13 protein-coding genes and 3 pseudogenes are annotated in these 14180 nt (G+C 58.3%); 14 read left to right on the top strand and 2 right to left on the bottom strand.

Going from position 1 to position 14180, the window contains the following annotated elements; genetic code table 11:
- Positions 1 to 4: 4 nt before the first annotated feature.
- The 6 genes from U5A67_RS11250 to U5A67_RS11225 all read left to right on the top strand — a co-directional run bounded on the left by U5A67_RS11250 (position 5) and on the right by U5A67_RS11225 (position 6607).
- Positions 5 to 1747: an IlvD/Edd family dehydratase gene (locus U5A67_RS11250; protein WP_321814052.1), complete on the top strand. Its 1743-nt coding sequence runs from the start codon at positions 5 to 7 to the stop codon at positions 1745 to 1747.
- 29 nt (positions 1748 to 1776) lie between these two features.
- Positions 1777 to 2598 carry an HpcH/HpaI aldolase family protein gene (locus U5A67_RS11245; protein WP_321959693.1) on the top strand — a complete coding sequence of 274 codons (822 nt, stop codon included), beginning with the start codon at positions 1777 to 1779 and terminating at the stop codon, positions 2596 to 2598.
- 2 nt (positions 2599 to 2600) lie between these two features.
- Positions 2601 to 3494, top strand: a complete 894-nt coding sequence (locus U5A67_RS11240) for an aldose 1-epimerase (RefSeq protein ID WP_321814050.1) — start codon at positions 2601 to 2603, stop codon at positions 3492 to 3494.
- On the top strand, positions 3491 to 4285 hold the full coding sequence (locus U5A67_RS11235; protein ID WP_321814049.1) for an SDR family oxidoreductase: 795 nt from the start codon (positions 3491 to 3493) through the stop codon (positions 4283 to 4285). The genes U5A67_RS11240 and U5A67_RS11235 overlap by 4 nt, the downstream gene beginning before the upstream one ends.
- 70 nt (positions 4286 to 4355) lie before the next feature.
- Positions 4356 to 5468 carry a porin gene (locus tag U5A67_RS11230; RefSeq protein ID WP_321814048.1) on the top strand — a complete coding sequence of 371 codons (1113 nt, stop codon included), beginning with the start codon at positions 4356 to 4358 and terminating at the stop codon, positions 5466 to 5468.
- Between the two features lie 26 nt (positions 5469 to 5494).
- A complete protein-coding gene (locus tag U5A67_RS11225; RefSeq protein ID WP_321814047.1) occupies positions 5495 to 6607 on the top strand; it encodes a Gfo/Idh/MocA family oxidoreductase in 1113 nt (370 codons plus the stop codon).
- Between the two features lie 564 nt (positions 6608 to 7171).
- On the opposite strand, the gene U5A67_RS11220 is transcribed toward U5A67_RS11225, so the two are convergent.
- Complete coding sequence (locus U5A67_RS11220; protein WP_321814046.1) at positions 7172 to 7540, bottom strand: hypothetical protein; 369 nt, start codon at positions 7538 to 7540, stop codon at positions 7172 to 7174.
- Between the two features lie 145 nt (positions 7541 to 7685).
- Positions 7686 to 8606, bottom strand: a complete 921-nt coding sequence (locus tag U5A67_RS11215; protein WP_321814045.1) for a LysR substrate-binding domain-containing protein — start codon at positions 8604 to 8606, stop codon at positions 7686 to 7688.
- 159 nt (positions 8607 to 8765) lie between these two features.
- Here U5A67_RS11215 and yfcF point away from each other — a divergent pair, with 159 nt between their 5' ends.
- The 8 genes and pseudogenes from yfcF to U5A67_RS11180 form a co-directional block, all read left to right on the top strand.
- A complete protein-coding gene (gene yfcF, locus U5A67_RS11210) occupies positions 8766 to 9419 on the top strand; it encodes a glutathione transferase (protein ID WP_321814044.1) in 654 nt (217 codons plus the stop codon).
- A 219-nt stretch (positions 9420 to 9638) separates the two neighbouring features.
- A pseudogene (locus tag U5A67_RS40710) lies at positions 9639 to 9842 on the top strand (helix-turn-helix domain-containing protein); the annotation flags it as partial.
- 129 nt (positions 9843 to 9971) lie between these two features.
- On the top strand, positions 9972 to 10250 hold the full coding sequence (locus U5A67_RS11205; RefSeq protein WP_321814043.1) for a cupin domain-containing protein: 279 nt from the start codon (positions 9972 to 9974) through the stop codon (positions 10248 to 10250).
- 834 nt (positions 10251 to 11084) lie between these two features.
- Positions 11085 to 11696 carry a phospholipase D-like domain-containing protein gene (locus U5A67_RS11200; RefSeq protein ID WP_321814042.1) on the top strand — a complete coding sequence of 204 codons (612 nt, stop codon included), beginning with the start codon at positions 11085 to 11087 and terminating at the stop codon, positions 11694 to 11696.
- Positions 11697 to 11699: 3 nt separating this feature from the next.
- On the top strand, positions 11700 to 12935 hold the full coding sequence (locus U5A67_RS11195) for a sel1 repeat family protein (RefSeq protein ID WP_321814041.1): 1236 nt from the start codon (positions 11700 to 11702) through the stop codon (positions 12933 to 12935).
- A gap of 223 nt (positions 12936 to 13158) precedes the next feature.
- Positions 13159 to 13343: pseudogene (locus tag U5A67_RS11190) on the top strand (sel1 repeat family protein); the annotation flags it as partial.
- Positions 13344 to 13513: 170 nt separating this feature from the next.
- Positions 13514 to 13801, top strand: coding sequence for a PAAR domain-containing protein (locus tag U5A67_RS11185; RefSeq protein ID WP_321814040.1), 288 nt, complete (start codon positions 13514 to 13516; stop codon positions 13799 to 13801).
- 121 nt (positions 13802 to 13922) lie between these two features.
- Positions 13923 to 14057 (top strand): annotated as a pseudogene (locus U5A67_RS11180) (phosphotransferase-like protein); the annotation flags it as partial.
- Between the last annotated feature and the right edge of the window lie 123 nt (positions 14058 to 14180).

The raw sequence follows: 14180 nt of genomic DNA, 5'->3' as shown, positions 1-14180 counted from the left end.
TATCGTGCAAAAGAAGCTCAAGCAACTCAGCGAACTGCGCAGCCAGCGCTGGCTGGCCCCGGACGACATGCGCTCCTTCGCGCATCGGCAGCGCCTGCAGCAAATGGGTCTGCGTCGTGAAGAATTCATGTCGCGTCCGGTGATCGGCATCATCAATACGTGGAGCGATCTCTCGCCGTGTCACGCTCATCTGCGCGAACGCGCGGAAGCCGTGAAACGCGGCATCCTGCAGGCTGGCGGCATGCCCTTCGAACTGCCGGCGATGTCGCTGGGCGAAGTCATGGTCAAGCCGACGACGATGATCTACCGCAATTTCCTCGCGATGGAAACGGAGGAACTGCTGCGCTCGCTGCCGATTGACGGCGCGGTGCTGATGGGCGGTTGCGACAAGACCACGCCGGGCTTGCTGATGGGCGCGCTGTCGGCGGATCTGCCCTGCATCTTCGTGCCCGCCGGGCCGATGCTCAGTGACCGTCATCGCGGCCAGGCCGTGGGCGCAGGCACGCATACCAAGAAGTTCTGGGACGAATACGTCGCGGGCAATATCGAGCAGCCCGAGTGGATTTCGCTCGAAGCGCGCATGACGCGCGCGCCCGGCACCTGCAACACCATGGGCACGGCCAGCACGATGACGTCGATCGTCGAAGCCATGGGCTTCACGCTGCCCGGCGCGACCAGCATTCCGGCAATGGATTCGTCGCATACGCGTATGTGTTCGACCAGCGGCGAACGCATCGTCGGCATGGTGTGGGAAGACCTGAAGCCGAGCCGCTTCTTCAATCGCCAGTCGGTTGAAAACGGCGTTGTCACGTATATGGCGCTGGGCGGTTCGACCAACGCGGCGATCCACACGATCGCGATTGCGGGTCGCGGCAATGTGCCATTGACGCTCGACGATATCGCGCGGATCGGCAAGAACGTGCCGGTGCTCGCCGATGTGTTCCCCTCGGGCAAGCGCCTGATGGAAGACTTCTATTACGCGGGCGGCGTGCCCGCCTTACTGAGCGGCGTGAAGGAGTATCTGACGCTCGACAGCATGACCGTCACGGGCGAAACGCTCGGCGAGAACATCGCGCGCTTCGAAGCGGGCATGCGTCCGCAGGGCGAAGATGCGATTCGCCCGCTGACCGATCCCGTCAGCACGCGCGGCGCGCTGGGCGTGCTGCGCGGAAATCTCGCGCCGAATGGCGCGGTCATCAAGCCGAGCGCGGCCAGCCCGCATCTCATGAAGCATCGCGGCCGCGCGCTGGTATTCGATTCGGTTGCCGAGATGAACGCGACCATTCACGCGCCCGACCTGGATGTCGATGCCGATACGGTGCTCGTGCTGCGCGGCGGTGGTCCGATTGGCGCGCCCGGCATGCCGGAGTGGGGCAATCTGCCGATTCCGAAAAAGCTGCTGGCGGCCGGCGTGCGCGACATGGTGCGTATTTCCGATGCGCGCATGAGCGGCACGCATTACGGCACCTGCGTGCTGCACGTCTCGCCCGAAGCGGCTGCTGGCGGCCCGCTCGCGCTGATCCGCACCGGCGACATGATCGAGCTCGACGTGGAAGCGGGCAAGCTCGACGTGCTGCTCTCCGACGAAGAACTCGCACAACGCCGCGAAGCGTGGCGCGCGCCGCCGCTGCCGAGCAAGCGCGGCTATATCCGTCTCTACGTCGAACAGGTTTCGCAGGCCGATAAAGGCTGCGACTTCGACTTCTTGACAGGCTTCGAAGAACCGGTCGAACCGGCGATCTTCTAGACACAGGACATCAGAACATGGTCAACAGAATGAAAAAAGATCCGCTGCACCACGCCTTCCGCCACGCGCTCACGCACAAGGACGGCTCGGCGATGCGCAAGAAGCCGCTCGGCACCTGGCTGATGGCTGGCTCGGCGGCACCTGCGGAAGCATTCGGTCACGCCGGTTTCGACTGGCTGTTGATCGACATGGAACACGCGCCGCTCGAATTCACCGACGTGCTGCATATGCTGCAAGCCGTCGATTGCGGTGGCGCTGCGCCCATCGTGCGTCTTGCCCGCAACGACGCGACGCTGGCCAAGCGCGCGCTTGACATGGGCGCGCCCACGCTGATGTTCCCGTATGTACAGAGCCCGGAAGAAGCGCGCGCGGCGGTGGCATCGGCGAAGTTTCCGCCGCTGGGCACGCGCGGCTTCGCGGCGATGCATCGCGCCAGTCGTTACGGCACGTGGAGCGAATTCGGCGCGCGCGCCAACGAGGCGACCATGTGCATCGTGCAACTGGAAACGCCTGAAGCCGTGGCGCAACTCGAAGCGATCGCCGCCGTGCCGGGCGTCGACGCGTTGTTCGTGGGCCCCGGCGATCTGTCGGCCGCGATGGGCAAGATCGGCAATCTCGCCGATGCGGGCGTGCGCGAAATGATTGCGGATTGCGCGCGCCGCGCGAACGCCATCGGCATGCCGATCGGCATCGTCGGGCCGACGCCTGCGATGGTGCGCGAGTTCATGGAAATGGGCTACGACTACGTGGCGATTGCGTCGGACATGGGCATGATGATGCGCCAGGCCAACGCGTTCATCGCCGAACTCGATCAGGTCGAAGCCAACGCCAACGCGGGTGGCCCGTACTGATCATGACCGGCACGACCGAATTGTTCGCGTTTGGCAACGACGCCTGGCAGGTGCGAGTGGCGCCGGCGCTGGGCGGCGCGATTGTCGATGCGCGCTGGCACGGCCGCGATGTCCTGCGGCCGACGCCCGCTGCCGAACTGGACGCGCGCAACGTACGCAAGACGGCGTGCTATCCGCTCGTGCCGTTTTCGAATCGCATTGCGTTTGGCGCGTTTGCTTTTGGCGATTCGCAGTACACGCTCGTGAAGAATCTCGCCGATATGGCGCATGCGATTCACGGTGTCGGGTTTCAGCAGGCATGGCGGGTGATCGCGCAGGACGGCCGCTCGATCGCGATGCAGATCGAGCATGCGCCCAACGAACGCTGGCCGTTCGCGTTCGTTGCGCAGCAAACCCTGGCGATCGAAGGCGATACCTTGACGCTCGGCATGCGCATCACCAATACCGACAAAATCGCTACGCCTTGCGGTGTGGGCTGGCATCCGTTCTTTCCGCTCGACACCGCGGCGGGCGAGACGCGCCTGCACACCGAATGGAAATCGATGCTGGCGAATGACGGCGATTCCCTGCCTTGCGCGCGTGTCGATCCGCCCGGATTCGGCGCATTGGACAGCACGGTGGTGGATAACTGCTTCACGGGCTGGAGCGGCGCGGCGCACATTGAAACGCCACATCACCGGATTGCGATCGACGCGAACGATGCACTGCCGTGCGTCGTATTTTTCAGGCCCGCAGGGCAGCCGTTCTTCGCGTTTGAACCCGTGAGTCACGCGAACAACGCGCTAAACGGCAATGATCCGCCGATGCATGTGCTCGCGCCGAACGCGGCGCTGGAGGCACGCGTCAGCTTCACCGTGCAGGCGCTTACGAAAGAATTGGAAAGGACATCAAAATGAATTCGACCCAGGCAATCTATCCGGCGCTTGCCGGACAAGTGGTGTTCGTATCGGGTGGCGCGTCGGGCATCGGCGAAGCGATTGTCGAGGCCTTCTGGCAACAGGGCGCAAAAGTGGCGTTCTGCGATCTCGACGAAACCGCAGGCCACGCATTGTGCGAGCGCCTTGGCGCGACGGCAGAAGGCCGCTTCAAACCGTGGTTCGGGCGCTGCGACGTGCGCGACATCGACGCCTATCGCGCGGTGCTCGACAACGCCGCGCAGGCGCTCGGCGCGATCCATACGCTCGTGAACAACGCCGGCCGCGATACGCGCCACGCACTCGACGATCTTTCCGTCGACATGTGGAACGAGATGATCTCCGTGAATCTCACGCACCACGTCTTCGCGACGCAACGCGTCGCGCCTGGCATGCGCGCGATGGGCAGCGGTTCGATTATCAATCTGGGTTCGATTTCGTGGCTGCGCGGGCGTCCCAATCTGATCGGCTATACGGCGTCCAAAGCGGCTATTTCGGGCATTACGCGCACGCTCGCGCGCGAACTGGGCGATGGCGGCATCCGCGTGAATGCCGTGCTGCCGGGCGCCGTGGTCACACCGCGTCAGACCGCATTGTGGCGCGATGCGGCGTCCGATCAGCAGTTTATCGATCTGCAATGCCTGAAGTTTCGCGTCGAGCCTAAACATATTGCCGATTCAGTGTTGTTTCTCGCCAGTCCTCAGGCAGCGGCCATCACGGGCCAAAATCTGCTCGTCGATGCCGGGCTGGCGCAGGTGTCAGTGGTTGGTTAGACGAGCGGTTAACGCTCGCGTGCATCATTAGAAGAACTATTAGAACCAAAGCAAACTTGGAGACTTTCTGATGTTTTACGCGAAGAGGCGCCCGGCAACGGGCGCGTGGGCACGTGCGTGCCTGCGAAACGGAACGGCACTCGCGGCGCTGGTGGCCGCGGGCAATACGGCAGGTTGGGCGCAATCGACGGTCACGATCTACGGTATCGTCGATTCGGCCGTTCAATACGGCAAGTTCAACGACACCGTGAGTCCGACGGCGATGGCGGCAAGCGGCAATCTGCAGGCCTCGCGCTTTGGCTTCCGCGGCAGCGAGGATCTGGGCGGCGGCTATCGCGCGAACTTCCAGCTCGAAACAGGCTTCAACACCTATACGGGTGTGGGCGGCGGCACGACCTTGTTCAATCGTGGTGCGTCAGTCGGGCTGTCGAGCACGAAATACGGTAGCGTCGATGCGGGCTTGATGTACCTGCCGATCTACTGGGTGTTTCTCGCATCGGACGTAGCGACTTACGGCTTGTCGAACCCCGCGGCCATCATGTCGCTGGAACATACGACGACGCTGGGGAAATCGGGCACCGGCGGCTTTTATCCCAACGCCGTGCGCTATCGCACGCCCAATTTCAATGGCCTTTCCGGCGAAATTGGCTATTCGTTCGGTGCGCAGAATGCATCCGGTCAGACCGCCGATGGCCGCAATATCGGCATGAATGTGATGTACCAGCGTTTCGGCATGATGCTCGGCTATGGTGTGAACCGCTATCAGTATTACGCCAATACGACCACGCTCACGCCGTCTTCGCAACTCACGCAGGTGTTCGCCGCGACCTATGCCTATAGCGGCAATTTCATCGGCGCTAATTACATCTATTCGAAACGCACCGACGCGGCCAACTGGTTTGCATCGGCGTTTCTCGTCAACGCGAAAATTCCGGCCGGGCCGGGCGATATCGAACTGGGCGTCGCGCGCCGAATCGAAAACGCCAATGCGCGGGCGATGGCCTATAACGCGGGCTATGTGTATTTCCTCTCGAAACGCACCCAGCTTTATGGCTATGCCTCGATGATTACGAATAACAGCCATTCGAATCAGGGCTTCGCGCTACTCAATTCCGCTTACTCCACTGTGACGCCGGGCTTCGACCCGTGGGCCGTCACCGTGGGCCTGCGTACTTCCTTCTAACGCCACCTTCGCCTTAAGGAGATTCCATGACTGAGCCTTTGAGATACGGCATTATCGGTGCCGGCATGATGGGACAAGAGCACATTCGCAATATCGCGCTGTTGCCGGATGCGCTTGTCACAGCCATCGCCGATCCTCACACGGAATCGGTGGCATCGGCCATCAAGACCTTGGGGCGCGAAGTGAGCGTGTTTGCGGATCATCGCGATCTGCTCGCAAGCCGGACGTGCGATGTGCTGGTCGTTGCCACTCCGAACGACACGCATCGCGCGGTTCTCGAAGATGTGTTCAGCGCGGCGACGGCGTATCCCACGCTGATCGAAAAGCCGCTTTGCACCACGATCGAAGACTGCCGGCAACTGGCGGAAGCCGCCCAGGCGCACAAGGCGCCGCTATGGGTGGGGATGGAGTATCGATACATGCCGCCGCTTACCGCGATGATCGACGAGATTGCCGCCGATCGCATTGGCGCGCTGAAGATGTTTTCGATTCGCGAGCATCGGCATCCTTTCCTTTCGAAGGTGGGCGACTGGAATCGATTCTCGGCACGCACCGGCGGCACGCTGGTTGAAAAGTGCTGCCACTTTTTCGATCTGATGCGCTTGATCGTGGACGATGAAGCGGTGCGCGTATTCGCTTCGGGCGCGGCCGATGTCAATCATCGCGACGAGCGTTACGACGGCCAGGTGCCCGATATGATCGACAACGCGTATGTGATCGTCGAATTCAAAAGCGGCAAGCGGGCCTCGCTCGATCTGTGCATGTTCGCGGATGGCGCGGAATGGCAGGAAGAGTTTTCGGCGGTGGGCGACAAGGGCAAGGTGGAGTGTTTCGTGCCGGGCGCGGGCAAGCATTGGCCCGGACGCGGCGAGCGCCAGGCCGAGGTGGTGGTGAGCCCGCGCGATCCTAAAGGGCCTGTGCGTCGTACCGTTGAAGTCGATGAAAAGCTGCTGAGCCTGGGCGCGCATCATGGCTCGACTTACTTCGAACACTTGGGATTCCAGCAGGCGGTGCGCGAAGGCACGCCGGTCAAGGTGACGGTGGAGGATGGGTTGAAGGCGGTGGTGATTGGTCTGGCCGCCGAGAAGTCGATCCGCGAGAAGCGGGTGATCGAGATTGAGGGTGTGTCGCTTCGTTAAGCTGAAGCGGATTTTCAAAGGTCGAGGCGCGGCAGCCACTGTTGGGAGGCTCCGCGCACGCATGGCGCCGGGCCCCAGGCGTAGGACGCAATAAAAGCGGCACTTCGGCTCAATCCGCATTAAATCATTCACTTCGCATCGCAGTAGCGGCTACCGGAATTCCCGCAGCTCGATCGGCGCGAGCGCAGTTTCGTTGAAAACGCAGCTATATCGCTAACACCGGTTAGCGACAGGTCCGCGGTTCGCGGCAGTCTCGCCGTGTGCATGCCGCCGTGAATGACGGGTCTCGGGCGATGCGTCAGGCGCTAGCCGGCCATTTTCGGTCACTCGACATCGTTAGGCTGTTCGTTGACAATTCGGGTCAGATATCGCTGAGAATCTACTTTTTGGAGACCAACGTCAAACTCAAGATAAGGTATACAAACTGGCAGGTTGCTCGCGGCGCAATGCCTGACGCTGAAAAATTCAACCGAATGTACCTGGTCAAAAACGTTTCAGTGCTGCGAGCGACATACCAGATACGGCTCCTTGTATTTAAGGCAGTCCAAAGCAAGACGCAACTTATCATTCGTGTGCCGACAACGTGTGTGTTCCATGAATCGCTCGAAACGCTAGTGAATTCGCATAAAAAATCGGTCGTTCGGGAAAACTATCTGGGTCTATGCCGGTCTCCTTCGCCACGCGCTTTTTCCAATCGACATTGAATGCCATCGGTGGAGCATTGGAAAACGCGGTCTGGATCAGATCGAACTCACGCAGGAGAAGAGACGCCTCCTCTGGTGTCCATTGACCGTCGCAGTCTGAGTGTTTGATCAAAACTGGGCAAAGTGTTGCGGGGTAGCCACCTTCGACCAGCGTCGGATTGGCAAAAGTTAGCATCGAAAGCGATGCGCCGATAGTCTTCCAATAGTTCGGACCTGTCGTCGCTTTCATGCGATCGGTGTCGCTGCGTGCTTGAATGGCCGCTCCTGGCAACGTCGAATGTCTCCTGTGGGTCGCAGACGGTCGAAGAGATTGGTCCGACAAACGTGTGGAGAGACAAAAGTGCCTCAGGATGATGGAAAGCAGCGTCCGGGCATCACGTCCGGCGACTGCGCTGTAACTGTTGCACGCCTCCTCCAATGCTGTCTCTCAAGCGTTGAATCAAATCAAGTACCTCTGGCCGTCGTTCCTGTTTCGCCGTGACCATGTAATTGGCCAGGGGGCTGGCGACCACACGCCGGCCCAACAGAACGAGCTTGCTCTGTTTGAGCCAGGCTGTCGCCAGGGGCAGGCGGGCCAACGCGATTCCCAACCCTGATTCGGCTGCGGACAGTACCAGCGTGTAATCTTCGAATCGGCGATCGTGCGCGCGTCCCTTGAGTGAAATGCCACTATCCTCAAACCAGGCGCGCCATCCCGTCAGGTCCGAGTCATGCAAAAGTGGGTAAGCCAGCATCCGCTCGGGGGCATCCCCTTTCAATTTTGCAGCGATATTCGGGTGAGCCACCGGGCAGAGGGTTTCCGGTAGGAGCAATTCAGCGAGAAGCCCTGGCCAATGTCCGCGACCATAACGGATCGCTACATCCGCCTCGCCACCGGCAATGTCGGCATTACGCGCGCTGACATCAAGTTGGATCTTGAGCGGAGATGGGCTCGCTTCGAGGCTGGCGAGTCGGTCAAAGAGCGCGAGCTGAGCGAATGACGAGCCGACACTCAATCGCACCAATCTTGCGCCTGTGCGCGTACGCCATTGATCGGCAGCGCCGTCGATGATATCGAAAGCATGCTCTACCTGTCCTACGAAGCGCTGTCCATCCATGGTAAGCATGACCCCGCGCCCGTGTCGCTCGAAAATCGGGACCCCGAGCCAGTTTTCGACAGCAGCAACCCGACGACTAATCGCGCCATGTGTAATGCCAGTAGCGGCCGCAGCCGCACTGAAAGATCCCGCGTGGGCTACCAGACAGACAGTTTCCAGATTGGCAAGCGGTGGCCGCGCTTTGGGGATGTGTTTCAAATTCACACCTCGCTGTTGAACTGTGAGCTAGCTTATCAGAGTGCCTGACCTCCACAATATGGCTTACCAGCCCTCGCATTGGTTTGATTTCTCGTCCTGCGATAGCAGTCAGACGCGACGTCAATGTCCCAGTCGTTACCGCACAATCGGTTTCAATACATGAGTTACCACGAGTCTAATTTGCCAGCATTGAATCTTCGCCTCTATGCCGACGCCCAATTCACAAGTCCATACGCAATGTCGGTTTTCGTCGCTCTTCACGAAAAGGGCTTGCCATTTGAACTTGTAACCATCGATCTGGACAACAATGGGAATCGCGAGGTCGATTTCGCTGCACGTTCACTAACTCAGCGCGTGCCTACGCTGGTTCACAACGATTTCTCCCTGTCGGAATCATCGGCAATAACTGAGTACATTGAGGAAGTGTTTTCAGGTTCGCCGTTGTATCCAAAGGATGCGATCGGACGTGCCCGGGCACGTCAAATTCAGGCTTGGCTGAGAAGCGACCTTATGCCTATTCGTCAGGAACGCTCCACCAACGTGGTGTTCTACGGCGCGCACACTGCATCCTTATCGGAAGCAGCCAGTATGGCTGCAGGAAAATTGTTTTCAGCTGCTTCAGCGCTGCTTGATGGGCATTCACCAAACCTGTTTGGCGAATGGTGTATCGCGGACGTTGATCTTGCCCTCATGCTAAACCGGCTTGTTCTGAACGGTGACTCTGTACCAGAAAGACTAGTCGAATATGCGACGCAACAATGGCAGAGACCGTCTGTTCAGCGCTGGGTCGCTCTAAAACGTCCCCCGCTATAAATCCGCCAATGTCCGGGCCATGGACAATTGTTTCTAGACCTGGACGAACGCTCACTGAGTGCCCACCCTTTGGGCGCGCGACCTGCTCCTAAGCGTCATAGCGAGCCATCGGCTGACCGTAACTAAATAGCGCTCAAATGGAAAGCTCGCGATCGAGTCGACGGAGAATCGGGCAACCCGGCGTGACCTATCCATGTCGGATGAATCCCCTTCCCAATCATGCCCAAGAAAAGACCCACAGCACCTGACAACGTTCGCCTCGGGTGCAAGATTCGAACCCTCCGTAAGCGTCTTAACAAGACTATTCAAGACCTGGCAACTGCTTCAGGACTCTCGAAGGGATACATATCCCAAGTCGAACGTGGACATGCCTCGCCATCGCTGTCATCGCTTAACAACATAGCGACTGCCTGCGGCGTTACGTTAGATTATTTCTTTACCCAGTCGGTCAATGCTCTTTCAATTTCGCATGCTGTATCGCGAGCATTTCTCGGCAATCCAGAATCCGCAAGCTGCTTCTCGCATTTAACGGGAACTGATGGAAACTGTCAGATGGAAGCAGTTTTGATCCGGACACCGTCAGGAGAGCGCTGTGTCGATCGGGTAGCGACATCGGCTGAACAACTGATTTACGTTCTGGAAGGAGAAATTACACTCACCCTGGATGGTGAGAAGTTTCATCTGGGTGCAGATGATTTCATCCAATATAAGACAAAAACACCACACATCTTGCAGAACACCGCTCAAACCGAGGCAACACTGTTGTGGATTGGAACGCCAAGCAATGAAGATCCGAAACTGCACAGGCGCGCGCAAGTCCGTCTCCGTTAATCCGTGAATGGATGCAGACCTGCTCACATTCATCACCGGTATCCGCCTTCCAGCATCGCACTTCAATCGCCTGAGTCACTGACGGTCGTCGTCACCGCACATATTCACGACAGCCGCGACCGAGTATTGAAAATCTTGACACAAGTTCAGCGTAGCCTGACGGCACGTGGCCTCAAGGTCGAACAACGCTGATCACCTTTCGCACACACGAGCGGCGGTAAAGAACCTCAAAGCGGTCATTTACAAATCGCCACGCGAATGACGGCAACGGGTCGGCACCGGAAGTTCGCGGACGTTAGCGAACGACGTGCCGCGGCCGCTTCCAAACAGGAACCCGTCAGCACATGCCGGCCGTCAGCCGCGTTGTGACAAATTTCATGCCGCAACGGTGACGCTTTTAATGCGGTCTACGACTGGTGCGCATCCGAGCACGAAACCAACTGTTCCGAGGCAGGTTCGCGATCGCTTAACGGATGTTGACGGTCGAAGGGTACGGCGGTCGACTGAAACTTCCTAATCTGGACAAGGTATTGTCGTTTCCGCCCGCAGTCTTGCCCAGACCGAATGGCAACGTTTAGACGTTGATCCGCGCCGCGGAGGCCCGCGCGCGCCTCCAGCATGCTCATCCTGCACCCTGAGGGTCCCGATTTATTGCGCTGCCATGCACTTCGGAAGCATGAGAGTGGACTGACCCCACGGCAAACCAACTGGTGTCGAGCGTCACGTGCTCGACGCGAACAGGATCGTCGTTACGGACATAATTGCCGGCGCTAAAGGCTCTTGGCGTCCGAAGGGATTGTGATAGCACGTTGGAATACGGATTGAATATGTTAAATGCATAAACTGAAGAAGCAGTTAGTGGATGTCGCGTACCACCAGCAGGATGCCAATAACAATCTGCTCGGCGCGCTACAGATGCAAGGTATGGTTGATTCGGCTGCGACCCAACAGCGTGTTGCGGATGCGCAGCAGAAGGTTGCGCAACTGAAGCAGCAAAGGTCTCAGATAGAATCGCAGATGAAAAGTGCACCGCAAGAGCCCATGAATCGGGACTACCCTGGATTGAAAGTACAGATCTGTACGCTCGTCGCACCGGACTCTCCTGCGGGCAAGTGGGTCCCAGTCTACGTGCACGCAAAGTTGATGACAATCGATGACGCATTCATGACCTTGGGTTCTGCGAATATCAACACGCGAAGCATGGAAGCCGATAGCGAACTGAATATCTGTCACGAGAACAGTCAGGTGACGAAGACGCTGCGTCACCAGTTGTGGAGTCTCCATACGAACAATATAGGCACCCAGGATAAGCCAGGGGATGCAATTGATTCGTGGACAGACATCGTCAAGCAGAACACGGTCCGGCAGCAGGGAGGCACGCAACAGCCCTATGCCTCGCTCGTCGGCTTTACGCGCACGTCCAATGTCCGTAGTTACTCGGACTGACTAATGAAGAAAACATATTCGCTCGTTGCTCTCGCCCTGCTCGTATGTGCCTGCACGTCCAAGGAAAACACCGTGGCATCCTCGCTACCCGACATGAGCGCTGTTCGCGCCAATCTCGCGTTCACCTGCATCCATGAGTCCGATCATCTGCCCGCTCTTGATCCGAAGGCGGATGCTTTGTTCCAGTATGGACGATATCTGCAAAAGAAGGATGGCCCGAAGGACTTCAATGACATTGCACGTTACTACCGTATAGCAGCGGCTTATGGGCACTACAAGGCCAATCACAATGCGCAGGTGCTGATTTCTCAGGGGCTTGCAAACTCTCCCGACGGGCCGAAAGAAGCAATTGCGCTTGCTGCACAACTGGTCAGGGAGGAGATTCCCGGTGGGTACTATGACATCGGCCACTACCTCGAAACAGGCTATGGCCTGAAGCAGGACGAGGAAATGGCGTTACGTTATTTCCGCAAGGCGGCTGACCTAGGAAGTCCCGAAGCACAGGCCTATGTCGCTGAACAGCTTGCACCACACGATAAGGCTCCCGATATCGCTCGACAGATGCGTCAGTGCGCCGCTGATCAGGGTTATGGCGATGCCGCAAATATGTTGGGGATTTTTTTGCAGAATCAGTCGGATTACTCCGATGCTCTTAAGGTGTTTCAAAAAGGCGTAGAGGCGGGCGATCTTACCTCTGCCTCATATTTGAGTAATGGGTTTAAGGCTCCACCTCCATCTGACAGTTTGTACTATCTTAGATTGAACGACGACCCGGAGCGTTCGGCACGATACCGCGCGATTCAGGAGTTCCTCCGCGCGAACGATGGGCTAAATCCAAAGGTTCCTGACATCGACGAGATCGTGCCGCTACCGCCTGCAAAGCTACCGGCGTGGGATGGCACGTTCGAATGGCAGAAACATCAGGATGCTGCGATACCGCCGCAAAAACCGTCCGACGAACTCATTGATGGATTGGCAAAAGCGAAGCAGCTCGATCCGGCTACGGGCCTGCCCCTATCTGGATTTACGGACAAGACATCGCAGGCTGACGAATCCTCAAACATCGGGGCACGTGTTCCGCTTGGTACCCTCGCGAAGCCTGTCCAGAAGATGGTGTCTGGCAAGCGAAGCTTGAGGTTGGACAGACGGGAGATTCGAAGCAACGATTCCTCAAGGGCAACACTCTGCCTTCCCTCAACGTCCGCGAGGCGCGCCAGCTTGCGTTTCTGGATCGCATAGTGGGGAGGCGCCAGAGGACTGCTAAGGTTGCGTGGGAGCTGGTAGCGTACATTGAGCAAGCATGAGACTTTGCGATCCTCTCGAAAGAGGGTGAAGCGATATTTGATTCAGGGTGGCGACCTTTTGACGAAAATATCCTTGCTTGCCTCACTCACTCGCTCTGCTTGCCTGTGCCTGTGCCTGCACGTCCGAAGAAAATACAGTGGCACCCTCGCTACCCGACATGAGCGCTGTTCGCGCCAAACTCGCGTTCACTTGTACGAGTCGGATCATCTGCCCGCTCTCGATCCGAAGGTCGATGCCTTGTTCCAGTATGGAAGGTTTCTGCAAACGAAGGATGGACCGAAAGACTTTAACGATTTTGCACGCTTCTATCGCATCGCAGCGGCTTACGGGCACTACAAGGCAACCGTCCGACGAACTCATCGATCAGCTCGCAGAGGCGAAGCAACTCGATCAGGCCACTGGCCTGCCGCTATCGACGTTCTCGAGGAGGAAATCGTAGGCCGAGCAGCATTCGTATGGCACACGTGGCGTACATCGATGAAGCGAGACGTTTCGATTATAGGGGGCAGACTGTGAAGCGATATCTAATCCTTGACGGCGATCACACGACAGTATCAGGAAAGGTTCGGGCACAGCCGACGACCCTGTCATTTAGCGGTCGGCAAGTCGCACATGAAGGCGACGACGTGATGTGTCCGGCGTGCAATTCTACAGGCAAGATTCAGTGCGATGGCCCGCGCCTCTCAATGCCAGGACCCGGCGGACGCCGGACAGCACTAAGCGATGATTTGTGTATCTGTAATTGTGCCCCGCCTCCGAAGCTTGTCGCCACACAACAGGGAATGTCTATCGACGTGTAACTACGGCGCTAGTCAATAGCGATGGTCTCTTCCGTTGCGAACGTGATGGCGCGCGATCACATATTCAAGACGTTGTGAATGGCGCAGCGAAACGTCGCAATAGAGTGGTCGGGAACGCGGTGATCGGCTTGTCGGATTAGCTAGATGGCAATACAACAAGGTGCATACCGGAATGACTTACAACGTGACAGTCGATACCGGCGAAGCTACACCTGAGGGGTGTGCGCAAGCTGTGATGCATGCGCAGTCGTCGTGAATTGATGTAACTGCCGTCCCCTGGTAGGCACGAAGGCTCCGCGTAAAGTTCACCGCGAACGTCCGCTTAGTAGAAAGTCGAAGGTCGCTTCAGGGTCGATACCGGAAGTTCATAGGCAGCGTC

The organism is Paraburkholderia sp. J69-1, from assembly GCF_905220255.1.
Taxonomy (GTDB): domain Bacteria; phylum Pseudomonadota; class Gammaproteobacteria; order Burkholderiales; family Burkholderiaceae; genus Paraburkholderia.
Note: the sequence above shows the minus strand (reverse complement) of the source record. Positions and strands in the feature narration are given on the sequence as shown.

Excerpts from the sequence above, each read along its gene's own strand:
- U5A67_RS11245 (WP_321959693.1), top strand. The coding sequence starts at position 1,777 with ATGAAAAAAGATCCGCTGCACCACGCCTTCCGCCACGCGCTCACGCAC.
- U5A67_RS11240 (WP_321814050.1), top strand. The coding sequence starts at position 2,601 with ATGACCGGCACGACCGAATTGTTCGCGTTTGGCAACGACGCCTGGCAG.
- U5A67_RS11235 (WP_321814049.1), top strand. The coding sequence starts at position 3,491 with ATGAATTCGACCCAGGCAATCTATCCGGCGCTTGCCGGACAAGTGGTG.
- U5A67_RS11230 (WP_321814048.1), top strand. The coding sequence starts at position 4,356 with ATGTTTTACGCGAAGAGGCGCCCGGCAACGGGCGCGTGGGCACGTGCG.
- U5A67_RS11225 (WP_321814047.1), top strand. The coding sequence starts at position 5,495 with ATGACTGAGCCTTTGAGATACGGCATTATCGGTGCCGGCATGATGGGA.
- U5A67_RS11220 (WP_321814046.1), bottom strand. The coding sequence starts at position 7,540 with ATGAAAGCGACGACAGGTCCGAACTATTGGAAGACTATCGGCGCATCG.
- yfcF (WP_321814044.1), top strand. The coding sequence starts at position 8,766 with ATGAGTTACCACGAGTCTAATTTGCCAGCATTGAATCTTCGCCTCTAT.
- U5A67_RS11205 (WP_321814043.1), top strand. The coding sequence starts at position 9,972 with ATGGAAGCAGTTTTGATCCGGACACCGTCAGGAGAGCGCTGTGTCGAT.
- U5A67_RS11200 (WP_321814042.1), top strand. The coding sequence starts at position 11,085 with ATGCATAAACTGAAGAAGCAGTTAGTGGATGTCGCGTACCACCAGCAG.
- U5A67_RS11195 (WP_321814041.1), top strand. The coding sequence starts at position 11,700 with ATGAAGAAAACATATTCGCTCGTTGCTCTCGCCCTGCTCGTATGTGCC.